This window comes from Aidingimonas halophila, from assembly GCF_900106955.1.
GTDB lineage: Bacteria > Pseudomonadota > Gammaproteobacteria > Pseudomonadales > Halomonadaceae > Aidingimonas > Aidingimonas halophila.
Map to the genome: position 1 here is coordinate 455043 of NZ_FNNI01000001.1, position 26818 is coordinate 481860.

Annotated in this window: 26 protein-coding genes and 1 pseudogene; 13 read left to right on the forward strand and 14 right to left on the reverse strand. The window is 58.7% G+C overall.

The window, feature by feature from the left end:
- Positions 1-75: 75 nt before the first annotated feature.
- The 10 genes from BLW01_RS02210 to gap all read right to left on the reverse strand — a co-directional run bounded on the left by BLW01_RS02210 (position 76) and on the right by gap (position 8809).
- Positions 76-1281 (reverse strand): peptidoglycan DD-metalloendopeptidase family protein, encoded by a 1206-nt coding sequence (locus tag BLW01_RS02210; RefSeq protein WP_092567854.1) that lies wholly within the window; start codon positions 1279-1281, stop codon positions 76-78.
- Positions 1274-2230 (reverse strand): DUF368 domain-containing protein, encoded by a 957-nt coding sequence (locus BLW01_RS02215; RefSeq protein WP_229806338.1) that lies wholly within the window; start codon positions 2228-2230, stop codon positions 1274-1276. The genes BLW01_RS02210 and BLW01_RS02215 overlap by 8 nt, the downstream gene beginning before the upstream one ends.
- Positions 2227-2892 (reverse strand): protein-L-isoaspartate(D-aspartate) O-methyltransferase, encoded by a 666-nt coding sequence (locus BLW01_RS02220; protein ID WP_092567855.1) that lies wholly within the window; start codon positions 2890-2892, stop codon positions 2227-2229. The genes BLW01_RS02215 and BLW01_RS02220 overlap by 4 nt, the downstream gene beginning before the upstream one ends.
- Entirely contained in the window at positions 2879-3625 is a 747-nt protein-coding gene (gene surE, locus BLW01_RS02225) for a 5'/3'-nucleotidase SurE (protein ID WP_092567856.1), read from the reverse strand. Before surE ends, BLW01_RS02220 begins: the two co-directional genes overlap by 14 nt.
- A gap of 30 nt (positions 3626-3655) precedes the next feature.
- On the reverse strand, positions 3656-4741 hold the full coding sequence (gene truD, locus BLW01_RS02230) for a tRNA pseudouridine(13) synthase TruD (RefSeq protein WP_229806337.1): 1086 nt from the start codon (positions 4739-4741) through the stop codon (positions 3656-3658).
- Complete coding sequence (gene ispF, locus BLW01_RS02235) at positions 4738-5238, reverse strand: 2-C-methyl-D-erythritol 2,4-cyclodiphosphate synthase (protein ID WP_092567858.1); 501 nt, start codon at positions 5236-5238, stop codon at positions 4738-4740. Before ispF ends, truD begins: the two co-directional genes overlap by 4 nt.
- Positions 5235-5969, reverse strand: coding sequence for a 2-C-methyl-D-erythritol 4-phosphate cytidylyltransferase (gene ispD / locus BLW01_RS02240; RefSeq protein ID WP_229806336.1), 735 nt, complete (start codon positions 5967-5969; stop codon positions 5235-5237). The genes ispF and ispD overlap by 4 nt, the downstream gene beginning before the upstream one ends.
- Positions 5966-6310, reverse strand: a complete 345-nt coding sequence (ftsB, locus tag BLW01_RS02245; RefSeq protein ID WP_092567859.1) for a cell division protein FtsB — start codon at positions 6308-6310, stop codon at positions 5966-5968. Before ftsB ends, ispD begins: the two co-directional genes overlap by 4 nt.
- Before the next feature lie 69 nt (positions 6311-6379).
- Positions 6380-7534: a GNAT family N-acetyltransferase gene (locus tag BLW01_RS02250; RefSeq protein WP_092568085.1), complete on the reverse strand. Its 1155-nt coding sequence runs from the start codon at positions 7532-7534 to the stop codon at positions 6380-6382.
- Positions 7535-7804: 270 nt separating this feature from the next.
- Entirely contained in the window at positions 7805-8809 is a 1005-nt protein-coding gene (gene gap / locus BLW01_RS02255) for a type I glyceraldehyde-3-phosphate dehydrogenase (RefSeq protein ID WP_092567860.1), read from the reverse strand.
- A 152-nt stretch (positions 8810-8961) separates the two neighbouring features.
- Here gap and edd point away from each other — a divergent pair, with 152 nt between their 5' ends.
- From edd to BLW01_RS02285, 6 genes are all read left to right on the forward strand, one after another.
- On the forward strand, positions 8962-10854 hold the full coding sequence (gene edd / locus BLW01_RS02260; RefSeq protein ID WP_092567861.1) for a phosphogluconate dehydratase: 1893 nt from the start codon (positions 8962-8964) through the stop codon (positions 10852-10854).
- Positions 10855-10856: 2 nt separating this feature from the next.
- Positions 10857-11825 carry a glucokinase gene (glk, locus tag BLW01_RS02265; RefSeq protein ID WP_092567862.1) on the forward strand — a complete coding sequence of 323 codons (969 nt, stop codon included), beginning with the start codon at positions 10857-10859 and terminating at the stop codon, positions 11823-11825.
- Positions 11822-12733: a D-hexose-6-phosphate mutarotase gene (locus BLW01_RS02270; protein ID WP_092567863.1), complete on the forward strand. Its 912-nt coding sequence runs from the start codon at positions 11822-11824 to the stop codon at positions 12731-12733. Before glk ends, BLW01_RS02270 begins: the two co-directional genes overlap by 4 nt.
- Positions 12734-12735: 2 nt before the next feature.
- Positions 12736-13611 (forward strand): aldo/keto reductase, encoded by an 876-nt coding sequence (locus BLW01_RS02275; protein WP_308428080.1) that lies wholly within the window; start codon positions 12736-12738, stop codon positions 13609-13611.
- Between the two features lie 163 nt (positions 13612-13774).
- Positions 13775-15427, forward strand: a complete 1653-nt coding sequence (gene pgi, locus BLW01_RS02280) for a glucose-6-phosphate isomerase (RefSeq protein WP_092567865.1) — start codon at positions 13775-13777, stop codon at positions 15425-15427.
- Positions 15424-16374, forward strand: a complete 951-nt coding sequence (locus BLW01_RS02285; protein ID WP_092567866.1) for a carbohydrate kinase family protein — start codon at positions 15424-15426, stop codon at positions 16372-16374. The genes pgi and BLW01_RS02285 overlap by 4 nt, the downstream gene beginning before the upstream one ends.
- A 175-nt stretch (positions 16375-16549) precedes the next feature.
- Here the strand turns inward: BLW01_RS02285 and BLW01_RS02290 are convergent, their stop codons facing one another.
- Positions 16550-17632: an ABC transporter ATP-binding protein gene (locus tag BLW01_RS02290; RefSeq protein WP_092567867.1), complete on the reverse strand. Its 1083-nt coding sequence runs from the start codon at positions 17630-17632 to the stop codon at positions 16550-16552.
- A gap of 364 nt (positions 17633-17996) precedes the next feature.
- On the opposite strand from BLW01_RS02290, the gene BLW01_RS02295 reads away from it, so the two are divergent.
- The 7 genes and pseudogenes from BLW01_RS02295 (at position 17997) to BLW01_RS02320 (ending at position 23551) form a co-directional block, all read left to right on the forward strand.
- Complete coding sequence (locus BLW01_RS02295) at positions 17997-19439, forward strand: ABC transporter substrate-binding protein (RefSeq protein ID WP_092567868.1); 1443 nt, start codon at positions 17997-17999, stop codon at positions 19437-19439.
- Between the two features lie 75 nt (positions 19440-19514).
- On the forward strand, positions 19515-20408 hold the full coding sequence (locus BLW01_RS02300) for a carbohydrate ABC transporter permease (RefSeq protein ID WP_092567869.1): 894 nt from the start codon (positions 19515-19517) through the stop codon (positions 20406-20408).
- On the forward strand, positions 20405-21316 hold the full coding sequence (locus tag BLW01_RS02305; RefSeq protein WP_092567870.1) for a carbohydrate ABC transporter permease: 912 nt from the start codon (positions 20405-20407) through the stop codon (positions 21314-21316). The genes BLW01_RS02300 and BLW01_RS02305 overlap by 4 nt, the downstream gene beginning before the upstream one ends.
- Before the next feature lie 222 nt (positions 21317-21538).
- Positions 21539-21670: a hypothetical protein gene (locus BLW01_RS18850; RefSeq protein WP_268244656.1), complete on the forward strand. Its 132-nt coding sequence runs from the start codon at positions 21539-21541 to the stop codon at positions 21668-21670.
- Positions 21660-22106: pseudogene (locus BLW01_RS18615) on the forward strand (type VI secretion system tip protein VgrG); the annotation flags it as partial. The gene BLW01_RS18850 and the pseudogene BLW01_RS18615, both read left to right, overlap by 11 nt.
- Positions 22091-22969: a hypothetical protein gene (locus BLW01_RS02315; RefSeq protein ID WP_175529741.1), complete on the forward strand. Its 879-nt coding sequence runs from the start codon at positions 22091-22093 to the stop codon at positions 22967-22969. The pseudogene BLW01_RS18615 and the gene BLW01_RS02315, both read left to right, overlap by 16 nt.
- Positions 22970-23551, forward strand: a complete 582-nt coding sequence (locus BLW01_RS02320; RefSeq protein WP_092567872.1) for a hypothetical protein — start codon at positions 22970-22972, stop codon at positions 23549-23551.
- A gap of 194 nt (positions 23552-23745) precedes the next feature.
- Here BLW01_RS02320 and BLW01_RS02325 read toward each other — a convergent pair whose 3' ends face one another.
- Genes BLW01_RS02325 through zwf form a run of 3 tightly spaced genes read right to left on the reverse strand, consistent with a single transcriptional unit; the run spans position 23746 to position 26591 of the window.
- On the reverse strand, positions 23746-24408 hold the full coding sequence (locus BLW01_RS02325) for a bifunctional 4-hydroxy-2-oxoglutarate aldolase/2-dehydro-3-deoxy-phosphogluconate aldolase (RefSeq protein WP_092567873.1): 663 nt from the start codon (positions 24406-24408) through the stop codon (positions 23746-23748).
- A gap of 22 nt (positions 24409-24430) precedes the next feature.
- Positions 24431-25096, reverse strand: a complete 666-nt coding sequence (pgl, locus tag BLW01_RS02330; RefSeq protein ID WP_092567874.1) for a 6-phosphogluconolactonase — start codon at positions 25094-25096, stop codon at positions 24431-24433.
- A gap of 1 nt (position 25097) precedes the next feature.
- Complete coding sequence (gene zwf / locus BLW01_RS02335) at positions 25098-26591, reverse strand: glucose-6-phosphate dehydrogenase (RefSeq protein ID WP_092567875.1); 1494 nt, start codon at positions 26589-26591, stop codon at positions 25098-25100.
- Positions 26592-26818: the final 227 nt, after the last annotated feature.

Consider the following 26818-nt stretch of genomic DNA (forward strand, 5'->3'; position numbering starts at 1 on the left):
TAATGTTACCAATGCCAACATGCATGGCACGGTAAGCAGCTAACATTTCATGATTATTCTTGTGTCTCGCCGTCACTAGCGTGACGGCAGAAAATCCAGGGGATCCTGCGGCTGACCATTCTGTCTGACTTCAAAATGCAGCATGACCTGGTCAGCATCGGTGTCGCCCATCCGAGCAATCACATCTCCTGCTTCTACCACATCGTTTTCGCCTACCTCCAGGCTGTCGTTATGGGCATAGGCACTGAGAAACTCATCATTGTGCTTGAGTAGAATCAGGTTACCGTATCCCCGTACGCCATCGCCTGCATATACCACGATGCCCGGTCCGGCCGCCTTGATAGGTTGCCCCTTTTGCCCACCGATATCAATCCCGGCGGTGAGTTCCGATTCATCGTCGAAACGGCCCACCAACTCGCCATCCGAGGGCCATTGCCAGGGAATATCCTCAACCGGAGTGTAGGATGACCGCTCGCTATCCGACGCGGCATCGCCATCTTCACCCGCAACGGATGTCCCGGCGTCGCTCTCGGCGGCCTCTTCAGTATCTCCCGAAGAGGATGACGATGTCGTGTCATTTGCAGTATCGTCACTACGACTTTCGTCTACATCGGAAGTCTCGTCACTCTCGTCATCGGATGCGGTCGCCGTTTGAGCGTCTTCTGAAGCGGACGCCTCCTCACGGGCAAGGCGCTCTTCACGTTCGGCACGATCCCGCTCACTCAAACTGCCATCGGCCCCAGGGCTGTCATAATCGAATATGGGCCCCGGCGCGTCATTGCCACCGGCAACGGCCGCTGCGCCCAACGACTCGTTACGGGTTCCACTATCATCGACCTCCTCACGAGGCAATGCCCTCAGGCGACGATTGCGCTCGATGGTTTCCTCATCAGGAGCCAGCCAGTCAGGGTTATCACTGCCCCCTTGTGCTTCAGCCGCAGCGCTCGCGCCGGCAGCCACCGAGACTCCCCCTTCGCCACCATCAGCCGATGATGACTCCTCACCGGAACGCCCCCCCGCTGCCAATTGCAGGGTCTGGCCGGGCTGCAGTCGATACGGGGGAGACAAATCATTGCGCCGAGCCAATTCACGAAAATCCATATCATGGCGCCACGCAATACCATAGAGCGTATCGCCGGCTTCCACGGTGTAGGTATCAGCACTCGCCTCATCACGACTGAGTGACAGGTCTCTTACCTGCACACGGGATCCGCCTTCCTGCTGGGCGGCACAGCCCACCATGGCCAGGGCAACGGCAGACACCAACAGCGCCTTACGCATGAGAATCATCCTCCTTGTGGGAGTGGTTCGGCGAATTGGCATAACGGCTGATCGCCAGAACCAGAATCACACCGACCAGCATCAATGCCAGTGCGGAAATCATATGTGCTGACTCACCAGTCAATACGGCGTAGTCGTGCGGAAGTAAATAACGGTATTCCAACGGAATCATCTGCTCATCCGGCCCCAACTGATAGCTCAATAATTCACGCCACGGCCACAGCGTCGGCAGTGAACCGATGATAAAACCGATCAATAACTGTAACGTCGCGTCATGGTGACGGATCAGCAACCATGACAGTAGCCGGGAAAAACACAGCAATCCCAACAAGCACCCAAGCCCGAACGGCAGCAGTAACATCAGATCCCCTGCTTTGATCCCTTCCATGACCGTGCCATACAGGCCCATGGTCAACAACAGAAAACTGCCTGATACCCCGGGCAACAACATGGCACTGATAGCAATGGCGCCAGCCGCCATCAGCATCAGGGAGGGCGCCCCTAGCATCGCGATGCCGGGCATCAACGTGGGTAGCCATTGCGCCAGCACGATACCGATCAGCAACGCCGGCAAATACCGCCAGAGCCAGGTCTCCATCCGATGTCTGACGACAATGGCGGAGGCGAGAACCAATCCGAAGAAGAAGGCATTCAGAAGCACCGTCTGCTCCTGCAATAACCAGGTTACCACGTGGGCCACACTGAACAGGCTAACGAAGATCCCGGCAACCAAGGGCAACAGGAATCGCAGGTTGAGGTATTCGACCAGCGCCTGCCAGCCCCCTCGGCGCCATACCACGAAGGCGCCTGGCCCGAACTGCTTGATCGTGTGTATCAATTCTTCATAGATCGCCGTGATGATAGCAATCGTTCCACCGGAGACACCGGGAACCGCATCCGCGGCTCCCATTCCTGCCCCTTTGAAGAAGGTCGAGTAGGACAGCTTCAACGAATGACTCCTTGCAGCAATGGCACGAAGCGCACCGGCTCGAGCCTCTCTTGAGTGAATCCGGCCCCATCGCGACGGACGCGCATCAGCCACTGTTGCCCATCGATGTCTTCCACGGGCGCGATCAACACACCGCCATCAGCCAGTTGTGTCATCAACCCCTGGGGCAATTCGCTGGCACAGGCGGTCAGCAGGATGACATCGAACGGCCCGGCATCCGGCCATCCCTCACCGCCATCCGCCAGCCGCAGGCTAACGTTGTACGCTTTGAGACGACGCAGCGTCTGTGTGGCACGACGATGCAGATCAGCAATACGCTCCAGCGACCAGACATGGGGAACCAGCCGAGAGAGAATCAGTGTCTGGTAGCCTGACCCCGTGCCCACCTCCAGCACCCGCTGCGGTGCCTCGGCAACGACCAGTTCGGTCATGCGAGCCACGATGGCGGGTTGGGATAACGTCTGTCCTGATCCGATAGGAAGCGCGGTATCCTCGTAAGCGCGGTGCGACAACGCTTCATCGACGAACAGATGTCGCGGCTCACGACCGATGGTGTCCAGTACCTGCGGATCACGGATACCACTGTCCATCAAACGAGCGATCAGACGGTCACGTGTACGTTGTGATGTCATACCGACACCCAGCAGTTCAAGCGAGTGCATCGAGCCACCCCTGTACATCGTCCAATGCAGTATGTTGCGTCAGATCGGTCTGTAACGGCGTAATCGACACGTAGCCGGCCTCGACAGCGGCAAAATCGGTATCCGGGCCATCATCGGCATTTTCGCCCACCGTGGCTATCCAGTAACGCTCTCGCCCCCGGGGATCCAGAACCTTCATCGGGCGCTCTGCCGGCCCGCGATAGCCAAGACGGGTGACGCGAAAACCACGGATTTCCGACCAGGGCACGTCCGGTACATTGACGTTGAGCAGACTCCTCGGCGGCAGGGATAGTGATTCAGCCGCGCCAACAAGACTCGCTGCCACACGACCGGCAGTCTCGAAATAGCGCTCTCCCACCAGCGACATGGCAATAGCGGGCATGCCCAGATTCCGTCCCTCCATGGCTGCCGCCACCGTACCGGAATACAGCACGTCATCCCCCAGGTTCCCCCCATGGTTGATGCCCGAGATCACCAGATCCGGCTTTTCTTCCCAGACACCATTGACACCGAGGTAGACGCAGTCCGCCGGCGTGCCATCAACGCTATAGAAACCACTATCAAGCACCACCAGGGCCAATGGACGGGTCAAGGTCAATGAATTGCTGGCACCGCTCTTATCGCGATCAGGGGCAACGACCCGCAGTCGGGCATGATCGCAGAGGAAATCATGCAGAGCCCGCAGCCCCGGCGCATGAACTCCATCATCATTGGACAATAACAAACGGCGCATCATCTCTCCTTGTCATTATCCCGACCGCCATCAGAGCGTCGGGTGTGTCATCAGTTCCCGCAATACAGAGGTGGCGAAACTCCCCCGGGGAAGTTCGAATGACAGGCACAACGCCCCGGCGTCGCGCGTCAAGGTCGGGGCGGTCAAGCGGACACGCAATGCGCGGTGCCCCAGGCGGACACCGGCCTTTTCCAGTCCTCGAGCCAAAGAGGGTTCATCCTCGACGACCGCTTCGTATCGCGCGGCCTGAGAGCAAGCCATCGACGCCCCCACTCCCCACAGCACGCCACTGGGATGGATATCCAGCTCCCGTGCTCGTAACCGCAGGGCGTCATCGACCGAATCAATGCGAAACTGGCTACTGGACCCATCGAGTATCGCGACCTCTCCGGCCAAGGGAGTGGACCAGTTACCATCACGAATTCGGGCGGCCAGTTGCTGGTTGAAGAGATAGGAGCGCGCGGCAGACAGCAACATTCCCTGACGATCATCACGCTTGCGCCAGCCTTTCGTCAGTACAGTCCGTGCCCGTGCCAGGTTGCGTCCCTCTGGGCCGAACCGCTGGGGGCCCACATAGTTAGGGACGCCCTCGCGGCACATGCTCTGCCAGCGGGACTCCATACCGGGATCGCTGACGACATCGCCATGGAGCCGCAAGACAAAACGGTTGCCACGATGCACGCCTCGCTTGAGCTTGCGCCGATGACGCATCTGCTCAAGCACATCGATGCCCATATCGCCTTCCCTAGTCCCCAATGCCACCGCCACATCCTGCGGCACTTGACGACCGGGCAATGCTACGGAAAACCACTGTCGGGTGACGGCGTGCCGGTCTTTCATTCCGGAATAGCCCACATCACGGTGCGATACCTCGAAATAGTCTGCGAGACGCCTGACCATCTCCGGCGTCGACACACCGCGTTTCTCGATCCACAACCAGAGGTGCTCTCCCGCCCCTTCCGGGGTAAAACCCAGGTTTTCTTCCACGCGAAAGTCATCCGGGGACATCCGGTACTCACCGGCGGGCAGTATTCGCTCCTCGCCTCGTGAGTATGCCCGCGGCCATGAGGGAGGCCAACTGTGGGCAGATAACGCCGCTTCCACGACCTCACTCACGGGCGTCCTCCATCATGGCCTAGTCGTTGCAGCAGGACGACGGCTTCAGCGGCAATCCCTTCGCCTCGCCCCGTAAAGCCCAACCGTTCCGATGTGGTCGCCTTGACGTTGACGGCCACACGGGGGATCGCCAGATCCGCCGCGATATGATCGATCATCGCCGGCACATGGCTAGCCATTCTGGGAGCCTGGGCAATCAGCGTCGCATCCAGGTTGCCAACCCGATACCCAGCCTGCTCGACCAGCACGACGATACGACGCAGCAGGTCGCGGCTGTCGACCCCCGACCAGGCAGGATCGGTATCCGGAAAATGGCGACCGATATCGCCCAGGGCGCACCCACCTAGCAAGGCGTCGCCAATGGCATGTAACAGGACATCACCATCGGAATGCGCTTCAAATGCGTAATGAAATGGAATCCGCACGCCACCAATCATCAAATGATCGCCCGCCTGGAAACGATGAACATCGAAGCCGTGACCGATACGCCATGTCATGTCAGCGCACTCCCCGGTTGTCGAGATGATGAGGCTTGCGCGGCCAATACGAGCTCAGCCATCACCAAATCGTCAGGATGAGTAATCTTGAGGTTGTCGCGTCGTCCCACCACCAATTGTGGCGAATATCCCAGCGCTTCCACGGCAGACGCCTCGTCGGTGATCGGCACACCGGAGCGCAACACGTATTGCAGCGCCTCATACAGCAGACGGTAACGAAACCCCTGTGGGGTCAAGGCATGCCAGAGCCGTTCGCGCGACTCGGTGTAACGAATGCGCGAGTGGTCATCGGCACGTTTCATGGTATCGGCAACCGGTGCCGCCAACAGCGCGCCAATGGGATCCTGTGTCAGTACCGTCTTCAGGTGCAGAAGATCGGAATGACTGACACAAGGCCTGGCGGCATCATGGACGATCACCAGGTCGTCATCGTCTGCGTCATCGGCGATCGCCTCGAGCGCTTGCATGACGGAATCGGACCGCTCGTCACCACCGTCAACTCGCCGCCAGTCATCATAAGGCACCCAGGCAGTATCGAACCAGCTATCCCGGGCATCCAGACAGAGGCACAGACATGCCTCGGGGTAGGCTTGGCAAAGGCGTTCCAGGGTATGAGCGAGCACCGGTCGGCCGGCAAGCGGTAGATATTGCTTCGGCTGCGTCGCCCCCATACGCGTACCTCGACCCGCGGCGGGCACGATCAACCAAATGGTACCTTGCGCTTTCATCATGGGGCCGACGCCTCGACACTCCGAGGCTCAGGCAGCGCCTGCTGTTCGACAATCGCTGCCTCAGCCGCCACGCCGGGCACCCAGAAGAACTGTTCATCCTGACGTACCATGCCGATATCACTGCGCGCCCGCTCTTCAATGGCATCGAGCCCTGTCTTGAGGTCGATGACCTCAGCGGCGAGCCGTTCGTTTCGTTCGCGCCTGGGGCGATTCTGCTCTTCCTGGGCATCGGCCCGGGCACGCACTTCGGCGAGTTCACGCAACCCGCCATCACCGAACCATAGCCGGTACTGCAACATCAAGGTCAAGACGGCCAGTATGATAGCGAGCCACTTGAGCATTCGAGCATCCCGTCGCGATACATTGATCGTCGCATTATGCCATCTTTCATCGGCAGTGCGCAGCGCCTGCTAGCGTTTGAAAGGCAGCGCGTCCAGCGCCTGCCTGGCATAGGCATCAATATAGCGACACTCTTCGTCACAGAAACGCACCACGGCATCACGCAGACCGGGATCATCGATATAGTGCAGTGATCGCAATCGTCGCGGAGCGAATCCGCGGGACAGCTTATGTTCGCCCTGGGTGCCGGGATCGAACACGGTCAGGCCATGCGACAGGCAGTAGTCGATACCCTGGTAATAACACGCTTCGAAGTGAAGACATTCTGCCATCACTTCACTACCCCAATAGCGACCATAAAGTGTATGGGTTCCCTGAAAGCAGAGCGCGGCTGCCACCGGCCGACCTTCCAGGCGGACCTGCATCAACACCATCGACCGAGGCATGGTATCGCGTAATCGCTGAAAGAAATCAAAGTTCAAATAGCCTTGCTGGCCACGCTCCAGATAGGTGATGCGATAACAGCGGAAGAAATGCTCCAGAGCCGTCTGGTCGATGGCCTCCCCGACCAGGCGCACGATCTCCAGGCCTTGGTCGGCCACGATACGACGCTCGCGGCGTATCTCCTTGCGTCGACGGGATGTCATCGTGGCCAAAAAGCCATCGAAATTTTCATAGCCATCATCACGCCACTGAAATTGCAGCCCATGGCGAGTCACCAGCTCCGGGTGGGCTCGCTGCCAGATGTCGATATCCGCATCGTGGGCGAACAGTAGATGCCAACTCGAAACGTCGTCATTTTCCCACGCCTGGGAAAAAAGGCGCAGCACGATGTCGTGCTCGACATCACGGCTCAATAACAACCTCGGGCCGGGCGCCGGCGTGAAAGGAATCGCCGTCAGCGCCTTGGGATAATAACGTCCGCCGGCTTGCTCCCAGGCATCGGCCCAGGCCCAATCGAAGACGTACTCCCCAAAAGAGTGGAATTTTCGATAACAGGGCATGCCAGCGACCAGCCGGGCACCGCGCCACACCGTCAAATGGCAGGGCTCCCATCCGGTTGCAGAACATACTGCACGACTAGCCTCGAGCGCATGCAGGAACTCGTGGCGCAAGAAGGGATGGTCGTCATCGACCAGAGCGTTCCACTGCTCGGCATCCACCGACGCAATCGCTGACACGCGCTGTAACGACAGCGACGCATTGTCGGCATGGTGATGACTCATGGCCTTCCGCTTCCCCGGCATTATTCGATCTCGGCATGGTTAGCCAGCATCCTGCGATGCTTCTGCTCCTTACAGCATGCGGTCATTTTCGGTGGGACATCAAGCGGACGAGGGAAAAAGCGAGGCGCCGGTCGGCGCCTCTCATCAGGTCAGACATCGTGCCGGAGAACATCCCGAGCGGAGCCGTGAGTGCGCGTGGATATCACCCCGGCACGATGCCTTGACTCGTCAAGGGCAACACCGTCACGAATGGACAATGCTATCCTGTAATCAACGGGCGGCAGCCTGCATGGCCAATGCCGCATCCAGCATGCGATTGGCGAATCCCCACTCGTTGTCGTACCACGCCATGACTTTGACGAGACGTCCGTTGACACGGGTGTGATTCGCATCAAAAGTCGACGAGTTGGCGTCATGGTTGAAGTCGATGGAGACCATCGGCTGAGCATTCACTGCCAAGACCGGCGAGGACTCCGCAGCCTTGGCGACAATCTCGTTGATCTCTTCCTTGCTGGTGTCCCGACCGGCGGTAAAGGTCAGATCGACCAGAGAGACATTGATTACCGGCACTCGTACAGCGAGGCCGTCGAACTTGCCGTCCAGTTCCGGTAGAACCAAACCCACGGCGGCAGCGGCACCGGTTTTGGTCGGAATCATCGACTGGGTGGCACTGCGCGCCCGGAAGGGATCCTTGTGGTATACGTCAGACAGGTTCTGATCGTTGGTATAGGCATGCACTGTCGTCATCAGACCGCTCTCGATACCCACGGCATCGTTGAGTGCCTTGGCGACGGGTGCCAGACAATTGGTGGTGCAGGACGCGTTCGATACGACCCGATGGTCGGCAGTCAGGGTGTTCTCGTTGACACCATAGACGACGGTGGCGTCGGCATCGGGACTTGGGGCCGAGATCAGTACCCGCTGTGCCCCGGCATCGATATGTTTGGCCGCATCGGCACGCTTGGTGAACAACCCGGTGCATTCCATCACCAGATTCACATCGAGCGACTGCCAGGGCAGTTGGGCCGGATCGCGCTCGGAGAGGACACGAATCCGTTCGCCATCGACAGTGATACTCTCCTCATCATGGTCGACACTGAACGGAAAATGACCATGGACACTGTCATGCTTGAGAAGGTGGGCGTTGAGCGACGGGTCGCCCAGATCATTGATCGCGACGACCTGGATACGGTCGCGATATCCGTTTTCATAAATGGCACGGAGAGCGTTGCGACCGATACGCCCGAACCCATTGATAGCGACACGTAATGTCATGGCGGCATCCTCGCTATTTGATGATTTCTCGACTTATTGAATTGAAACAATCCTACATTTTAGAGCTAAGTTTCCCCAAAAGCTAACGACATTCAAGCATTTTATTGGTAAATTTACCAACATAGCCATTCACTCCGCCAACGAGGTAGCCCATGGCCAATGCAAACACCCCGCTCAACCCCACAGTTGCCGAAGTGACACAACGCATCCGCGACCGCTCGCAACAGCGCCGAGCCCTGTACGAACAGCATATGCAGGACCAGTACAAGCGCGGCGTGCATCGCAGTGAACTCTCTTGCGGCAACCTCGCGCATGGTTTCGCAGCCTGCGGCACTGAGGATAAAAACCAGCTCAAGATGATGAACAGTGCCAACCTGGGCATCGTTTCCGCATACAACGACATGCTCTCGGCACACCAACCGCTTGAAGACTTCCCCAACGTCATCAAGGATGCGGCGCGACGCATGGGGTCGACCGCCCAGTTCGCCGGCGGTGTACCCGCCATGTGTGACGGTGTCACACAGGGACAGCCGGGCATGGAACTCTCCCTGTTCTCCCGGGAAGTCATCGCCATGGCAACCGCCGTGGCACTGTCACACAACATGTTCGATGCGGCACTCTACCTTGGTGTCTGTGACAAGATCGTGCCCGGCCTGTTCATCGGTGCAGCACGCTTCGGCCACCTCCCCGGGGTATTCGCGCCGGCCGGCCCCATGCCGAGCGGACTCCCCAACAAGGAGAAGGCTCGTATCCGGCAGCTGTTTGCCGAGGGCAAGGCATCTCGCGAAGACCTGCTCGAGGCTGAATCACAGTCTTATCATAGCCCCGGTACCTGCACTTTCTATGGTACGGCGAATTCCAACCAGTTGATGATGGAAATCATGGGTCTTCATCTACCGGGCGGCTCGTTCGTCAACCCCGGCACGGAAATGCGCGAGGCCCTTACCCGCTATGCCACCGAACAAGCGGTACGCAACAGTGAACCCGGCGGCAACTACCGCCCCTTCTTCAAGCAGATCGACGAAAAAGCCATCGTCAACGCCATCGTAGGACTGCTGGCATCCGGCGGCTCCACCAACCATTCGCTGCACCTGGTGTCGATGGCTGCCGCCGTCGGACTGACCCTGACCTGGGACGATTTCACGGACCTTTCTTCGGTCACTCCGAGCATGATGCAGGTCTATCCCAATGGTCAGGCCGACATCAATCACTTCCAGGCAGCGGGCGGCATGAGTTTCCTGATCCGCGAACTGATCAACGCCGGCCTGATCCATACCGACATCCCGACTGTCTTCGGCACCGACCTGACGGCCTATACTCAGGAACCCTTCCTCGACGAGGGCAAGCTGGTATGGCACGAAGGGCCTACGGTCAGCCTGGACGAGGATATCCTGCGCCCCGCCGACAGGCCGTTCGCTTCCACAGGGGGACTGACCGTGCTCGACGGCAATCTGGGCCGAGGCGTCATCAAGATCTCGGCGGTCAAGCCGGAACATCGGCTCGTCGAGGCGCCGATCAAACTGTTCAACGACCAGAACCAACTCAAGGCGGCATTCGATGCCGGCGAGCTCGATCGAGACGTCATCGTGGTGGTGCGATTCCAGGGCCCGCGTGCCAACGGCATGCCCGAATTACACAAATTGACGCCCTATCTTGGGGTGCTCCAGGATCGCGGGTTCAAGGTCGCATTGATAACGGACGGCCGTATGTCGGGGGCATCGGGCAAGGTCCCTGCTGCCATTCACATGACACCGGAGGCGTTCGACGCCGGCCCGCTTGCCAAGCTGCGTGACGGTGACGTGGTACGGCTGGATGCCGAGAAGGGCAAGCTGGACGTGAAGATCGAGGCGTCACAATGGCAACAGCGCGAAGCCCAGTCCGCCGACCTGGAAGCGTACCAGTACGGCCTTGGCCGTGAGTTGTTCGCCGGTTTCCGCCACCTGGCCGGGCGTGCCGAAGAGGGATGCAGCGTATTCGGCGGTTTTGAAGCCGACGACCTGGCCCGCCGGGAACAACAGGGCAGAACGCAGAACGAGGACGCCTGAGAATGACGCGACCCGCGCTGATCGGCGATATCGGGGGCACCAATGCCCGTTTTGCCCTGGTGCGCCCCGATACATTCGCGCCCTACGACATTCAGACGCTGCCGTGTGCCGACTATCCCTCGCTCATCGAGGCGGTTCAGGAGTACCTGGGACGCCTGGGCCTGAAGGGAGACAGCGCTCCTCGCGAGGCTTGCCTGGCTTTCGCCTGTCCCATTGATGGAGACCGGGTGAAGATGACCAACAACCACTGGGCCTTTTCCCGGCGGGAGGTACAACACACTCTCGGCCTGGACCTGTTCAAGATCATCAACGATTTCACGGCCCAGGCGTTGGGGGTACCGCACGTTGAGGCGAGCGATCTGGTACCCGTCGGTGACGGTCAGCCCGCTCCTCACAGCGCACGTCTGGTGATCGGTCCCGGCACCGGTCTCGGCGTTGCCGGCGTTTTCCCCGGCCAGCATGCCTGGATCCCGCTACCCGCCGAAGGAGGCCATGTCACGTTCGCTCCCACCGATGAACGTGAACAGAACCTGCTTCGCTATTTTCAGACGCGATATGGGCGTGTCTCGGTAGAGCGCATTCTCTGTGGCCAAGGACTCCTCGACCTGTACCGTGCCCATGCATCGCTCAAGGGAGCCAATCCGAAATACGATACCCCGGCAGACGTCACGACCGCAGCGACCGAGGGGGATGCCATAGCGGTGGACACCGTACAGCGCTTCCTCAAGATCCTTGGCGATGTCTGCGGCGATGCTGCCCTGACACTGGGCGCGCGAGGCGGCGTCTACCTTTGCGGGGGGATCCTGCCGCGCCTGCTCGACTGGCTGCCGACAAGTCGTTTCCGCGCTGCCTTTGCCGACAAAGGACGTATGAGCGCCTACAATGCAGCGATCCCAACCTGGGTGGTCACCGCTCCCTGGACGGGTCTGTTGGGAGCGGCGGAAGCCCTGCATAACGAGGAGGTGGCATGATACCAACGTCGTTGCGTGAATTACTGGACGAGACGACAGGACAACGTGAAGTCGAGTGGGCGGGGCGCCGGATCTGGCTGATCAAGGAGGCATGGGGCGAGCTGGCGGTATCGTTGCAAGGCGCCCAGGTGCTTCACTATCAACCCGGTTCCCGCCACGAGACGCCGTCACCATCCGATTCTTCGCCCTCCGCACAGGATGGATGGTTATGGGTGACCCCCACGCCCCAATCACTGCCGGGAACGATTCGGGGCGGCATTCCCTTGTGCTGGCCCTGGTTTGCCGATGAGCGAACCGCCGACGAAACGCCGGATCATTCCGGACCGATGCACGGCCTGGCCCGACAGGCCCAATGGCGACTGGAAGCGTCGGACGATCACGAAGAGGGCCGTGAGCTCCACCTTTCCCCGGTCGAACGCCTGCATACCCAGCTCACCCCACGGGCTGTCATTCAGGCCAATGCCCAACGCCTTCACGTCGAACTCATCACCGAACATACCGGGGAAACCCCCGTCAGGATGAGTGGTGCACTGCACTCCTATCTGGCCGTATCGAATACATTCGAGTCGCGGATCGAAGGCTTGGCCGGTGCACGCTATCTCGACAAGCATCAGGACTTCTCGGAATTCATTCAACAAGGGGAACTTGGCATACGCGATGCGCTGGACCGCATCTACGAATCCAATCGTGATGTGATACTCGAGGATTCACAGCGACGCTTACGTATCGCCAAACAGGGCAGCGACTCGACCGTCATCTGGCATCCTGGCGAATCGCAGCTACGAGATGTACCGGCCGAGGCCAGCCGGCACTTCCTGTGTGTCGAATCGGCATGTACTCGTCTCGACCCGGTGTGGCTGGTTCCAGGCGCACAACACCTGCTGGGAACGACACTCACGGAGGCATGACCATGGACCACTCTCCGGCTTTCGATGTGCCCTTTGTGCTGGGAATGATGCGCCTTCACGAGGGAGATGAACTGCACGATCCCGAACGACTCGCCGACTGGATCGAGGCACGCCTCGATCAAGGGCTCTACTGGTTCGATCATGCCGATGTCTACGGTGACCGGCAGGGGGAAACCCTGTTTGGGGCAGCGCTCAAGCAGCGTCCTTCACTTACCTCCCGCGTCCGTGTCGTGACCAAAGCCAGTATCGTCACACCAGGGCGCGACACCTCACCGTATGCTGTCAAGCACTACGACAGCTCCAATGACTACCTGACGGCGGCGATCGATGCATCGCTGCAACGCTTGGGGGTCGAACATCTCGATCATTTTCTGCTACACCGTCCCGATCCGCTGATGGATGCTCAAGCCACTGCCAGAGCGCTGGACAATGCCATCGATGCCGGCAAGATCGGGGCCGCAGGCGTTTCCAATTTTCTTCCAGAGCAGTGGCGCCGACTCCAGGCAGCCATGAACCATACGCTGGTCGGCCACCAATTACAGCTCTCCCTGGCGCATCCCGAGCCGCTCTTCGATGGACTCTACGACGCTGTGCTGGCCGACAGCTTGAGCCCTATGGCCTGGTCCCCCCTGGGTGGAGGTACCGTCTTCGAAGACGTACTCGGGGCTTCGCTGTCACGCCTGGCCGAGGACTTCGCGGCAAGTTCTGCCGGTCTGGCACTGGCCTGGCTACGTGCCCTGCCCGGCCACCCCGTACCGGTCATTGGCACCCTGAAAGAGGAGCGTATCGATGAATTGCTCGATGGTGCGCGTTACGATATCAACCGTCCGACCTGGTTCGCTCTGCTCGAGGAAGCCCGCGGCCATCGGGTGCCATGATCCCGACATCAGGTAAAGCGCTCGGCACGCCGATGCCTCGTGTTTCACAGGATGTCGGTATCAACCCGGAGGTGACACGATTCACCTGAAATGCTTGCATGGGCAATGATGCAGTAACGGCATCACGCATAACAAAGACTCCATGACCAAAGGGTAAATTCGCATGTTCCAACTCACTCGCAGCGTCACCTGGCAGTCACTACAACGGTTACGCGAAGAAACCGCCAACGACCGTATCCGCGACTATTTTACCGCCGATCCCGATCGGTTCGACAAGATGAGCCTGCGTGTCGGCGGATTGTTCCTGGATTATTCGAAGCACCAGGTCTCGGACGAGGTGCTCGACAAATTGCTCGAGCTGGCTGAGCACTCGGCGCTGGTGCAACGCCGTGCCCAGATGTTTTCCGGCGACATCATCAACGTCACTGAAGATAGACCAGTGCTGCATACCGCCTTGCGTGACATGAGCGATGGGCCGGTATACGTCGACGGCAAGGATGTCATGCCGGAAATCCAGCAGACCCGCGAGCAGATCCGGCGTTTCTCGGAGGAAGTACGCAGCGGGGAATGGAAAGGGTATAGCGGTGAGCGCATCAAGGATGTCGTCAATATCGGCATCGGCGGGTCGGATCTGGGTCCCAATATGGCCTGTCGGGCCTTGCTGAAATACCGCCATCCGGAATTGCGTTTTCACTTCGTCTCCAACGTCGACGGCACTCACATCCAGAAAGTGCTCCAGAACCTCGATCCGGCCAAGACGCTATTCATCGTCTCGACCAAGACCTTTTCCACCCAGGAGACCCTGCTCAACGCCAAGACGGCCCGACGCTGGTTTCTGGATCATGCCGGCGAGGATGCCGATATCGGGGCGCATTTCGTGGCCGCCTCGACCAATCGCAAGGCGGCCATGGAATTCGGTATACGTGAGGAGAACGTCTTCGAATTCTGGGCCTGGGTCGGCGGTCGCTATTCCATGTGGTCCTCGATCGGTTTGCCCATCGCCTTATCGATCGGCTTCGATGGTTTCATCGAGCTACTGGAGGGCGCCTACGAGATGGACCGCCATTTTCTCGAGGCTCCGGACCGCGAGAACATGCCGGTACTGATGGCCCTGATCGGAATCTGGTACATCAACTTCCAAGGGGCCGAAACCCACGCCATCGTGCCCTACGATCAGGCGCTCCATCAATTGCCGGCCTTCCTGCAGCAACTCGATATGGAATCCAACGGCAAATCGGTGGACATCTTCAGCCAGCCGGTGGATTACAAGACCGGGCCGATCGTCTGGGGACAAACAGGCTCCAATGGTCAGCATGCTTTTTTCCAGTTGCTCCATCAGGGCACGCGCTATGTCCCCATCGACTTCATCGCGTCGCTCAAGCCCGAACCCGGTTTTGAGGATCACCACTTCGCGCTGCTGACCAATATGCTGGCCCAGGCCAACGCGTTCATGGAAGGCAGTCAGAAAGGCAGCCAACTCGACCCCTACAGCTGTCCGGGCAACCGTCCTTCCAGCACCTTGCTGCTCGATGAACTGACACCCAAGAACCTGGGCGCCCTGATAGCGCTCTACGAGCACAAGGTCTTCGTTCAGGGCGTCATCTGGAACATCAATTCCTTCGATCAATGGGGAGTGCAACTCGGCAAGCGTATCGCCGGCGAGATCAGCGAACGCATCGATGAACGCACCCAGGACTTCGACGCATCCACACAGGGGCTGTTAGGCTTGGTTCGCCAACATTTCGGCAAAACCACGCTCAAGACGGAAACCCGCAAGCGTCAATCCGACAAAGGCGGAAAGGAGACACGTCAATGACCCCCGTGATTGCGTTCGGAGAAGCACTCGTCGACATGCTTTCCAGCCGCCTGGGAGATGAAAACCCGACCTCCCCGGAAACCTTCACACCCTATGCCGGTGGTGCCCCCGCCAATGTCGCGGTCGCTTGTGCACGGCTGGGAACGCCCAGCCGGTTCCTGGGCATGCTGGGTGACGATCACTTCGGCGATTTTCTCGCCGAGGAACTGGCAGCGCACGGCGTCGACATCTCGGGCGTCGTGCGTACCGATAAAGCACGTACAGCGCTGGCTTTCGTCTCGCGGGACGCCTCGGGCGAGCGAACCTTCGACTTCTATCGCCCCCCCGCGGCCGACCTGCTCTATCGGCTTGAGCATCTGCCCGCCGGAGTCTTTTCATCACCCGTGATCCTGCACCTGTGCACGAACAGCCTGACCGATGCCGAGATCAGCGATACCACGCTGGCGATTGCCGACATGGCGACTCGCGCTGGCTGTCTGATCAGTATCGACGCCAATCTTCGTCACAATTTGTGGGACAGTGGCGAAGCCGAGATCGGTCGTGTGCACCAACTGCTCGATAAAGCGCAACTGCTCAAGCTTTCCCGGGAAGAGCTCGATTACCTGAGAGCCGATCACCCCGCTGATGCCTGGCTGAATGAGCGGCTGGCTGCCGGCGTACGACTGATTGTCGTGACCGACGGCCCCAATGACGTCGAGGTTCGGGGAGCCAAGACCCATTTCTTTGTCACACCACCCAACGTGTCGGCAGTCGACACTACCGCCGGCGGCGACGCGTTCATCGGTGGCCTGTTGACCTCGATCGCGGGAAGCGGCATTCAAGATGACTGGCATCAAGGCGATGAGCGCCTACGCCATTTCATCGACATCGCCTGTCGCTGTGGTGCTCATGCCGTGATGCGTCCCGGTGCCTATGCTGCCCTGCCGACACAGGACGATTTGACGTAGTTGTAACGTTTAGATCTGGCCAATGCCTCGAGGCATTGCGCCAGAGCCCCTCTGCAGGCTGATAGATCGGTATGGCGATGGCTTCCCTCGATCTTGGCTCCTCAAGCTTTTCGAACTGCCTGACAAGCAAGCCGAGTTAGCGATATCTCGCCCTAGATACCATTCCTGATCAGGTTCAAGCCGCCCGGGGCGTCGGGTGCCAAGCGACACGCTCGCCGCTATCGGCATCGAAAAGGTGCACCTGCTTGAGGTTAAGCACCAGATGGATGGTATCCCCCGGTGCAATCTCATGGCGCTCGCGAAACACCACGGTCACATGCTGATCGCCGAGCCGGGCCACCACATGGATTTCGGCACCTGTGGGTTCCACCGAGACCACCTGCACCGGTACACCCTCATCGGCCAGCGTGATTTGCTCGGGACGGATACCGTAAACGGCGGTCTGTGGCGATGTGGATACATCGAGCTCACCCAGAGGCAGACGGCCACCACCACGCACCTCGAACTCACCGTCACTGCCCGGCCGACCATGGATCAGGTTCATCCCCGGCGATCCAATGAACCCTGCCACGAACAGGTTGGCAGGGTGATCATAGAGCTCGAGGGGTGTTCCCATCTGCTGCACATAGCCTTGGTGTAGCACCACGATGCGATCTGCCATCGTCATCGCCTCGATCTGGTCGTGGGTGACATAGACGGTCGTGGTCTTCAAGCGCTGGTGCAACTCCTTGATTTCGGTGCGCATCGACACACGCAGCTTGGCGTCCAGGTTGGAGAGCGGCTCATCGAACAGGAACACCTGGGGATCGCGGACGATGGCACGCCCCATAGCGACACGCTGACGCTGGCCACCCGAGAGCTCACGAGGATAGCGCTTGAGGAAGGGCTCCAGGTTGAGGATCTCCGCAGCAGCCTCCACCTTTTTGCTGACTTCCGCTTTATCGACCTTAGATAATTTAAGGGCAAACCCCATGTTTTCGGCCACAGTCATGTGGGGATACAGCGCATAGCTCTGAAACACCATGGCAATATCGCGTGCTTTCGGCGGCATGTCGTTGACTACGGTGTCGCCGATCTTTACCTCCCCGCCGGTAATGCTCTCAAGGCCGGCGATCATGCGCAGCAGGGTCGACTTGCCACAGCCCGAGGGCCCCACAAGGATGACGAACTCGCCATCGTCGATCTCCATATCAATACCGTGAATGACTTCTTCGTCGCCGAAGCGCTTCTGGATATTTTTGAGCGTGATATTAGCCATAATTGTTATATCCTACTTTAGTCTATACCAATGACTTTTGTGGCGTATCGTCCGGAATCCATCAGCTTTATTGTTAGACATTGGTCTTAAAAAATACCATCACCATCTCTCCTAACTTGTTGCTACATGAAAGAAGAAAGCAGGTTACAAGCCTTATATAACACTACTAACTTTATGTTTTTTATAACTTTATATATTTTTTACCGAAAAAACACAGCGCTTTACCTATTCCGGCTTCTGCCCCGACTTCATCCCATCATAGCTTATTAATAACTCATGCTGACACGATTCTTCAAATCCACTATGTTATTTACAGGCGATCCGCAATACTTGCTTATAACGCAAACCGAGCGCCGAGAAATGAATGCCTTTCAAGCGCCTCTTTCGCTTCCTGGCCTCAGTGGATTTGCTGCACAACAACAATGGAACGGGAGACCGCAAGATGCCATCAATACGACTGCTCACTGCTACCGGACTCGGTCTGGCCATGACGACTTCCAGCTTAACGGCCTTAGCCCAGGACGATGTCACCCTCCGTTGGGCAATGCATCCCGGCGAAGAAGCCGATGCCGTGATCGACTACTTCGCTGAAGAGTACGAGCGCGAAACCGGTGTCGAGGTGGAGGGGGAAATCCTGCCCCCGGACCAACTGCGCGATCGCATGTCCATCGAGGCTATCGGCGATACGGGTCGCTGGGACATGGGCTACCACAGTCCTGGCTGGTTCGGAAGCTTCAAGGACCACGTCGTTGACCTCACTCCATATATCGAGAAATACGACTTCAACATCGACGCCTATCCGGAGCGGATTCGCGAGTCTCACATGGAGAGCAACGCCCGTCCCGGCGAGATCATCGCCTTGCCGACCACTCCGGCGGCCCCGATGCTGATCGCACGAGAGGACTTCTTCGAACATCCCGACGAGCAGGCCGCCTTCGAAGAGCAGTATGGCCGTGAGCTCGAGGTCCCCCAAACCTGGCAGGAACTCTACGACGTCGCCGAGTTCTTCACCCGCGAGGCGGGTGAGACCGTGGCTGGTGAGACGCTGGAAGAGGATCTCTATGGTTGGAGCGATGCCCTGGGTGCGGGCAGCGGTGTAGCGCGCAGCTTTATCGTGATGCTCTACTCCACCGGCCTGGAAGGTTGGGACGAGAACTACCAGACCGATCTGGATCACCCTATTCTGGTAGAAGCCGCTAATCTTTTCGTCGATTTGGCCAATGACGTGGCGCCTCGGGCTGCGCGCAACTGGGACTTTCTAGAAGGGTTGAGCTACTTCCGCGACGGTCGCCTGGCCATGGCCACCATGTGGCCCCAAGGGCTGTCCACCGTGGAAGATCCCGATGGTGAGGCCGCCGGTAATGTCCACTACCAACCGCTGCCCGAATACGAGGGCAACCTCAAGGACTATGAGCAAGGGGTTCCCTTCCTTGGTGGTGGCGGTGTCTTCGTCTTCGATACCGACAACGCCGAGGAGTCTTTCAAGTTCCTCAAGTGGATGCTGCAGGACAACGAAATCGAGTGGGGTAAGCGCACCAAACAGTTCTCACGCAAAGCCCATTTCGAAAGCGAGGAGCTACGTAACCTCGAGCCACACTACGCCGACTTCCTGCCTGCCTACGAGCAGACTCTGGAACACGTCTTCGTTCGCCAGGGCATTCCCGAGTACGGCACCGTCATGTGGCAGGGTACTGTGGATTTCGCCACCGACGTACTCAGCGGCGACCTCGAGCCCGAACAAGCCCAGGAGCGTTGGGTCGAGAACATGGAGCGTACGTTCCAGCGCGCCGGCTACCTCGAACGGTAACGCCCCGCCGGCCGGTGCTCCGATACCGGCCGGCCTCATTTCCATGACGCCATCTCCGTCACCGAGGTACACCTGATGCAGAACAACAGTCTCAACCGCTACACACGAGGCTGGTACTTCGTGTTACCCGGCCTGATCGCCATGTTGCTGATCGTGGCCTTCCCGCTGGGAATTGCCGCTCGCTTCAGCCTTCATGATGTCTTCCTTTATGACTTCAACAATCAGTGGTTCGTTGGCCTCGATAACTATCTGCGGGCCTGGTCGGACCCACTGTTCCTCAACTCGGTGAAGGTGACAGCGATATTCACCGTGGCCAACACCCTGGGCTGCCTGGTGGTCGGCCTGCTGGTGGCCTTCCTGCTTAGTGGTAAACGGATTCGTTTTAAAATCGGCTGGATGGCACTTTTCTTGCTCCCGTTCGTGATGACCCCGGTGATTGTCGGCATCACCTGGCGACTGTTCATGTGGGAGCCGGACTTCGGCGTGATCAATCAGTTGCTGGGGATGCTCGGCATCGAGGGGCCCTACTGGCTGACCGATTCCTCGACAGCGCTTTTCTCCACCGCGCTGACCAATGCCTGGCACCTGACGCCTATGGCCATCCTGGTACTCTACGCCGCACTAACCACCATTCCTGAGGAGACCTATGAAGCCGCCCGGGTGGATGGCGCCGGTCCCTTCCAGACGCTGTGGTACGTAGTGCTGCCAATGATCCGTGCCCACATCCTGTTCGTCTCGATCATCATCATGACCAGCGCCTTCCGCGAGTTCGACATGGTCTACACCATGACTGGTGGCGGCCCCGGCCGTTCCACCACGGTGATGAGCATCCTGGCCTACAACCGCGGTATCGCCAACCAGGACATGGGCATGGCCAACACCATCGCCTTCACCATGTTCATGATCATGGCAGTGGTCGCCTGGCTCTATATCAAGGTCTACAAGGTCAACAAGGAGGCCAGCGCATGAGCGACATTCGCAACCCTCTGGTGACGACCGGTTCACCGAACGCCAACGCGAGTAACCGCCGTGGCCTCAGTCACTACCAGAAAGGCCGTCTGTTGCTGGGTGGCCAGTATGCCGGCCTCACGCTCTGGCTGATCGTCTCGCTGCTACCCCCGGTCATCCTATTGGCCGCAGCCTTCAACGAGACCGCCATGTTTCGCTCCCCGCTGGCCCTTCTGACCATGAGCGAATTCACATTGGCCAACTTCACCACCGCCTTCCGTGCAGGTGACTTCTGGTTCTACTTTCGCAACAGCCTGATCATCTCGGTGGCAGCGGTGATCATCTCAGTAGTGGTCTGTGTGCCCATGGCCTATGGCCTCAACAAACTGCGACCACGGATCCGCTCAGGGCTCTCCTTCGCCGTGCTTGCCATGCGCTTCCTGCCGCACGTCGTGCTGGCCCTGCCGCTCTTCCTGATTTTCGTCAACATCGGGCTCACCGGGTCGCGCTTGGGCTTATTGTTGGCACACCTGGCGATTCATATTCCCTTTGCTGTATGGATGATGGTGGGGTTCTTCGAGAACGTGCCCAAGGAGATGGAAGAGGCTGCCATCGTCGACGGTTGCGGCCCCTGGAAGCTGTTCTGGACTATCTCCCTGCCGGTAGTACGCCCCGGGCTCAACGCCCTGGCGATCCTGGTATTTATCATGTCATGGAACGAGTACCTGTTCGCCCTCTTCCTGGCCGGTAGCGATGCCCAGCCATTGACCGTAGGCATTACCCGCTTCATGGGGGGAGTCGAGGCCGGCGCCCAGTACGGTGTCATCGCCGCCTATGCCAGTCTGATTGTCCTGCCGGTGATCTTCTTCGCCCTGGTAGCCAATCGCTACATCGTCTCAGGTATGACCGCTGGCGCCGTCAAAGGATAGCGAAAGACACCAGGTCGGCAAAAAATGGGTTTATCGCATATCAGCGTGAAACAGGCCAGGCCCGAGGAAGCAGGCAGAATAGAGAAACGGCGGTAAATCCGTATTTGTAAGAAATCGCCGACGATACGTGTAAGCCATCTCAGTCGAACCGTGTCAGGCCGGTTTTCTCAAGGACTCACTTGTCGTAGCGTAACGGACGCGCCTGACGACAAGGATAGTTTCATGGCCCAGACCGGTCTGCAGTTTACTCCCGAGGGGGCCGGCGTCCTCGACGAAGAGTTAGCCGTCGTTGCCTTCACCCATACCGAGCAGCTGTCGCACCCCTTCACGCTCGAGGTCACCCCAGTTGCATGAACGCGTGGGCAGCGAGCTCGAGGCTCAGGGACAGCGGACCGACTACGAACACTACGACTATCCCGATCGCTACAAGGCCGACGCCTCGGGCCGGCCCTTCACCCTGACCGATCACGACCTCGCCGAGCTCAACCGCGACTGGCAGGTCGTGAGTGTCGTGCATCACGGCGAACAGCCTCAAGCGCTGGAAGAGGACGCCGTCGGCAGCGACGGCATGACCCGCTATCACAACGAGGCGGTCCTCACGCCCGGCGACCGGGCCTGGCGGCCCACGCCCGAGCCCAAGCCGCGGGTCGATGGTCCCCAGGTGGCCTTCGTGGTCGGCCCCGAGGGCGAAGATATCCACTGCGACGACCACGGCCGGGTCAAGGTCCAGTTCCCCTGGGATCGTTATGCCGCCCCCGACGACACGGCGAGTGCGTGGCTCAGAGTGAGTACCATTTCAACCCTGGAAGCGAAGGAGACGCCACTCCGTTCTCGCTGCAAGAAGTGCTCGCCGAGTATCAAACCTTCATTGGCTTATGCGAATCCATGCCCCCCGAAGAGGCCGCGCAGGAGTGCCGTTTCGTGGGCTATGTCCAGCAGTTCTCTGAACAACAGCAAAGCAAATATAGCGACTATCTGGAGAGTATCCTAACCCTCGCGTCGCTAGGTATCGCCACCCCGGAATTGGCGCTGTCGGCAACAGACACTGAGGTAGAAGCACTGAAAGGAGGGGTCAATGCCTTCGATACCTACTGCCGTGTGCTCAAACAAAGCGTCGAGTTACACCAGGCGGTAGAGGACAAGCTCCGCGAGTGGGAGAGCGGCACCGCCGGCCATGCCAAGCTGCCTATCTTTTTGTTTGAACAAGAGCGCCAGCAGTATGAACGTCTCCAGAAGACGCTAAGCGAGCTGTTCCAACAGACGGATGACACCGTCAGCAAGATGGAGCCTGGTCGCGTCCTCATCTGGCATACCGATATCGACGACGACCGCCATGCCATTGGCTACCAGAAACGCAAGATCGAGCTGCTGGTTCGCCGCGATTTCCCGTTACGCGAGTTCAGCTCACCCCAGGCAGACCAGTCGCTTAGTCACCTCAGCCTGTATCAGTTGATGCCCGCCATGACCCAAACCGAGCGGCAAAGGCTGGATGACGCCAGTAAAGAGCAGTGGGGGGCTGCGCTGCCGAAGATTCTGTTCACGGGCCCGAGTCGTGAACGCTGTTGCCAAAGGGTTTGCCGGTGCCAGCCTGGCACTGGCAGCCGAGACGGGCATCTCCCTTGGCGAGGAAGGCCTCAGCGCGAGCGGTGTTGATTGGGCCAAGCGGGTATCGAACTGCTCTACAGCGCCATGACCGGTGGACAGAATGCGGGGCCGATTGCTTTTGAAATCGTAGAGGCCGGTCGTGGTGAACGACGCGAACAGATAGCCAGTTGGGTTCAGCAATTAACCCCTGAAGGGTTAGGCGCGCTACTGTATCTACTCGTCAGCAAGCCAAGGGCGTTTGAGGTAGAAGAGCCTGGTAGAGGAAGAAGTGCTGGCAACAGCCAACACTTTAATGCTCAGGAAGCGCTGGATTTTCAGCAAATTGCCATAGCTAACTGCTTGGGCTGGATTGTGGAGGGCGTCACCATGAACGTTTACGGCCCCCTCTGCCGCTTTAGCCGCGAAACCCCTACCCCTTCCCAGTACCTGTTTACCAAAGCGGTGGTCAGAATGACCGCCAACGGCCAACCGCCGCATGACTATCCAGCTTCCGCTTACCAGAACCATAAGAGTGATCTGGATGAGTTTATGGAGCGAGTTTCAGGGCTGATAAATGATCGTGTTATTGAATCAAAAAACGATTACCACCGCTTCGTCGCAGGCCTTGGCACTGAAATCTGTGCGGGTTAACAAGACAGTCTACAAAGGAATGATGTAATGCGATCAACCATCCTGGCAACCCTAGCCGGGCTAACGCTCCCTATATCGGCACCGACTGCCGCCTTTCCCGGTAAAGCGCGATGAACCAAAAAAAGACCCGCCATTTCAACTGGCGGGTCGAACAACAGCACAGGCCGTCGAGAGATAAGGTACAAGGGCGTCACTTAATGGTGGAAACGTTCAGCGGCCTGGCGGGCGAGTTCACGAATCCCATTCCAGTCTTCGGCATCCACCAGTGCTTTAGGGGTCAGCCAGGAGCCGCCCACGCACATGACATTCGGCAACGAGAGATAATCCTGGGCATTATCAACGGAGATGCCGCCCGTCGGGCAGAAATGCGCTTCAGGAATCGGCGCGGAGAACGCCTTGAGGGCCTTGACGCCACCACTCGCCTCAGCGGGGAAAAACTTGAAGCGGCGGTAGCCGTACTGCCAGCCGGTCATGAGTTCGGAAATCGTGGCAATGCCCGGCAACATGGGAACCGGACTCTCGACTCCATAGCGATATAACGCATCCGTGGCCCCGGGGGTCACGATGAAATCCGCCCCCACCTGCTCGGCCTGACGATACTGTGCCGGTGTGAGTACGGTACCGACACCAATGCTGGCACCGCTCAGTGAGGCACGTATCCGCTCGATGGCATCCAGCGCACAATCGGTACGCAGCGTGATTTCCAGCACCGTCAGACCACCCTCATAGAGAGCCCGCGCCATGGGCACCGCGTCTTCCAGACGGTTGATGGTGATCACGGGAATCACTTCCGCTTTAAGACAAATACTGTCCAGTTCGGTGGTACGCGTGGACGGCAACTGCTTTTCGATAGCCATGTGTCAGTCTCCAGAAAATCGCTCAGGGTGCCCAGTAGATTGCCAGTGGGCAGGCAAGAAAGGCGCGGATGGGCAACTCACGAACATCGTCTCCCGCCAAGGCTCGCCCCAGGACGACTCGCTTCTCTTCACCGGTGAGGTGGAGAATATGTCGTTGCGCCTGATGCAGGCGACCGGCACTCAGGGTAATGCGTGGTTGAGGCTGGCCAGGTGAACGAACGGCGACAACAGCCTCGTCGGTGGACAGGGCCAATCCCAATTCTTGACTGTCGGGAAACAAGGAGGCCGTATGTCCATCGCCTCCCATTCCAAGGATGACGACACTGGCAGGCCAGTCGAGATTTTCAATCCGTTCGTTGACCACCTCGGCCCCCTGCTCGGGTGTGGCGTCATCGCTGGTCAATGGTACGAAATTGGCCGCACTGGCCGGACCGGTCAACAGGTGTTCATTGACCAGACGCGCGTTGCTGTCGTCAGCAAAGGCATCGACCCAGCGCTCATCGGCAAGCGTGATATCAATACGATCCCACGCTAGATCCTTGGTGGCCAACGCCTGAAAGAAAGGCACCGGTGTTGACCCACCAGAGACTACCAGCAAGGCACGTTCACGGGACGCAAGGTCGGTTCTCAATGCTTCGGCGACCGACTCGGCCAGCTGTTGCGCCAGCTGTGCACGGCAATCATTCATGTCAGTAGTCCTCATACCAGCTACGTCCGTCCTGGGTAATCATGGCAATCGACGCCACCGGACCCCATGATCCTGCAGGATAACGACGCGGTGGCGTATCCCGGGCTTCCCAGCCGGCAATCAGTTGATCGATCCAATGCCAAGCGTATTCGACTTCATCACGACGCACGAACAGATACTGATGGCCCTTCATGACTTCCAGCAACAGCCGTTCATAGGCATCAGGGATTCGCGACTTCGGAAACGCACTATTGAAGTCCAGATGCAGAGGCCCTGGGCGCAGGCGCATGCCCTTGTCCAGCCCGCTATCCTTGGTCAGAACCTGCAGGGCAATACCTTCCTCCGGCTGCAAACGGATGATCAACTTGTTCGCAGCCAGACCACGTTGGTCCGGGTCAAATATATAGTGCGGCTGCTGGCGGAAATGAATGACGATCTGCGACAGCTTCTCGGGCATGCGCTTGCCGGTACGCAGATAAAACGGCACACCCGCCCAGCGCCAGTTGGCCACTTCGGTCTTCATGGCCACGAAGGTCTCGGTACGACTCTCCTTATTGGCGCCTTCCTCCTCCAGATAGCCCGGTACACTCTTGCCGCCACTGGTACCAGCCGTGTACTGGCCGCGAACGACATTGCGATCCAGATCGTCGCCGGTGAACGGCTTGAGCGCCTTGAGCACCTTGACCTTTTCATCGCGGATCGCATCAGCGTCCAGATTCGCCGGCGGATCCATGGCGATCAGACAGACCAGTTGCAGCAAGTGATTCTGGACCATATCGCGAAGCTGTCCGGCCTGATCGAAATAGCCCCAGCGTCCCTCGATACCGACTTGTTCCGCCACCGTAATCTCGACGTGAGAAATATGATTCTGGTTCCATTGCGTTCCAAACAATGGATTGGCAAAACGCAAGGCAATCAGGTTCTGCACGGTCTCCTTGCCCAGGTAGTGATCGATGCGATAAATGCGTGATTCAGGGAATACTTCGCCAATCGCATCATTGATTTCACGGGAGGACGCCAGATCATGCCCGATCGGTTTCTCCACCACGACACGAGTGTCGTCATCCAGACTGCCGCTGTCCTCCAGATGCCGGCATATCGGGCCGTATAAACTGGCCGGGACCGCCAGGTAGACCGTCATCGGGCGGCGGGCACCCTGACGCCACTGCCGAATCGCTTCATACCCTTCGACGCTGGAAAAATCCAGCTTGAGATACTCAAGACGGTTCATGAAACGCTCGAGACTGTCCTGATCCTGCTCGCCGGACTGGACATGCTTCTTCAATGCATCCGCCACCTTGCCGCGAAAGGCCTCGTTGTCTCCGTCCTGGCGGGCCAGTCCGAGGATGCGCGTGGACTCGGCCAGCAACCCCTCTCGATCGAGCTGATACAGCGCAGGATACAGCTTGCGCAATGCCAGATCCCCCAGCGCCCCGAACAAGGCCAGATCGATATCCGGTTGGGATGCATTGAGCGGCGAAGTCTCGTGAGTCATGCCACGCTCCACAAAATATGGTTAAATTACATACAAAATACGCGATAATGCCAGTCTCTGGCAACTATTATGCGTAAACTTACTAGAAAACCAAACCATCTCATAGCCAACACTTGGATGTTCCCCGAGCAAGGGGCTAGTATGCTCCACATAATGTAGTTAAATCACTACATAAGGCAACCACAGTCCAAGTCACCCTGTATTGGCACAACGATGGGCCATGAACA

What these genes read in the sequence shown, in the direction of transcription:
- pgl (WP_092567874.1), bottom strand. Translation starts at nt 25,096, where the DNA reads ATGAATGATTGCCGTGCACAGCTGGCGCAACAGCTGGCCGAGTCGGTC.
- BLW01_RS18850 (WP_268244656.1), top strand. Translation starts at nt 21,539, where the DNA reads ATGGCCCAGACCGGTCTGCAGTTTACTCCCGAGGGGGCCGGCGTCCTC.
- pgi (WP_092567865.1), top strand. Translation starts at nt 13,775, where the DNA reads ATGTTCCAACTCACTCGCAGCGTCACCTGGCAGTCACTACAACGGTTA.
- surE (WP_092567856.1), bottom strand. Translation starts at nt 3,625, where the DNA reads ATGCGCCGTTTGTTATTGTCCAATGATGATGGAGTTCATGCGCCGGGG.
- gap (WP_092567860.1), bottom strand. Translation starts at nt 8,809, where the DNA reads ATGACATTACGTGTCGCTATCAATGGGTTCGGGCGTATCGGTCGCAAC.
- BLW01_RS02275 (WP_308428080.1), top strand. Translation starts at nt 12,736, where the DNA reads ATGGACCACTCTCCGGCTTTCGATGTGCCCTTTGTGCTGGGAATGATG.
- BLW01_RS02220 (WP_092567855.1), bottom strand. Translation starts at nt 2,892, where the DNA reads ATGCACTCGCTTGAACTGCTGGGTGTCGGTATGACATCACAACGTACA.
- ftsB (WP_092567859.1), bottom strand. Translation starts at nt 6,310, where the DNA reads ATGCTCAAGTGGCTCGCTATCATACTGGCCGTCTTGACCTTGATGTTG.
- BLW01_RS02210 (WP_092567854.1), bottom strand. Translation starts at nt 1,281, where the DNA reads ATGCGTAAGGCGCTGTTGGTGTCTGCCGTTGCCCTGGCCATGGTGGGC.
- ispD (WP_229806336.1), bottom strand. Translation starts at nt 5,969, where the DNA reads ATGATGAAAGCGCAAGGTACCATTTGGTTGATCGTGCCCGCCGCGGGT.
- edd (WP_092567861.1), top strand. Translation starts at nt 8,962, where the DNA reads ATGGCCAATGCAAACACCCCGCTCAACCCCACAGTTGCCGAAGTGACA.
- glk (WP_092567862.1), top strand. Translation starts at nt 10,857, where the DNA reads ATGACGCGACCCGCGCTGATCGGCGATATCGGGGGCACCAATGCCCGT.
- ispF (WP_092567858.1), bottom strand. Translation starts at nt 5,238, where the DNA reads ATGACATGGCGTATCGGTCACGGCTTCGATGTTCATCGTTTCCAGGCG.
- BLW01_RS02250 (WP_092568085.1), bottom strand. Translation starts at nt 7,534, where the DNA reads ATGAGTCATCACCATGCCGACAATGCGTCGCTGTCGTTACAGCGCGTG.
- BLW01_RS02305 (WP_092567870.1), top strand. Translation starts at nt 20,405, where the DNA reads ATGAGCGACATTCGCAACCCTCTGGTGACGACCGGTTCACCGAACGCC.
- BLW01_RS02325 (WP_092567873.1), bottom strand. Translation starts at nt 24,408, where the DNA reads ATGGCTATCGAAAAGCAGTTGCCGTCCACGCGTACCACCGAACTGGAC.
- BLW01_RS02300 (WP_092567869.1), top strand. Translation starts at nt 19,515, where the DNA reads ATGCAGAACAACAGTCTCAACCGCTACACACGAGGCTGGTACTTCGTG.
- BLW01_RS02285 (WP_092567866.1), top strand. Translation starts at nt 15,424, where the DNA reads ATGACCCCCGTGATTGCGTTCGGAGAAGCACTCGTCGACATGCTTTCC.
- zwf (WP_092567875.1), bottom strand. Translation starts at nt 26,591, where the DNA reads ATGACTCACGAGACTTCGCCGCTCAATGCATCCCAACCGGATATCGAT.
- BLW01_RS02270 (WP_092567863.1), top strand. Translation starts at nt 11,822, where the DNA reads ATGATACCAACGTCGTTGCGTGAATTACTGGACGAGACGACAGGACAA.
- BLW01_RS02295 (WP_092567868.1), top strand. Translation starts at nt 17,997, where the DNA reads ATGCCTTTCAAGCGCCTCTTTCGCTTCCTGGCCTCAGTGGATTTGCTG.
- BLW01_RS02290 (WP_092567867.1), bottom strand. Translation starts at nt 17,632, where the DNA reads ATGGCTAATATCACGCTCAAAAATATCCAGAAGCGCTTCGGCGACGAA.